Consider the following 288-nt stretch of genomic DNA (forward strand, 5'->3'; position numbering starts at 1 on the left):
AATGCAGCTATTGAAGCAGCTCGTGCTGGGGAGCATGGAAGAGGTTTTAAAGTTGTGGCTGATGAGGTACGTAAATTAGCTGGGAATGTTTCGGATTCTATTAATCAAGTTAATAATAATGTAGAAAATATTATTAATGAAGTAGTGAGAGTTAACGATATAACAGAGAATTTACAAGTATTAATCGAAGAAACACAAATCAAGTTTAAGAAAACTATCGAAGAATTTGAAAATCTGAATTAAGATGATAAAGTGAAACTTTAATCGGTGGGGGTTTTCGTCCATCCC

General features: G+C 33.7%; 2 pseudogenes. Both read left to right on the plus strand.

Going from position 1 to position 288, the window contains the following annotated elements:
- Window positions 1-85: pseudogene (locus tag V7014_RS27430) on the plus strand (methyl-accepting chemotaxis protein); the annotation flags it as partial.
- Window positions 61-243, plus strand: a pseudogene (locus tag V7014_RS27435) (methyl-accepting chemotaxis protein); the annotation flags it as partial. The pseudogenes V7014_RS27430 and V7014_RS27435, both read left to right, overlap by 25 nt.
- Between the last annotated feature and the right edge of the window lie 45 nt (window positions 244-288).

Origin of the sequence: Bacillus sp. JJ722 (assembly GCF_036963345.1) — a bacterium.
In the GTDB taxonomy this organism is placed as follows: Bacteria; Bacillota; Bacilli; order Bacillales; family DSM-1321; genus Bacillus_AD.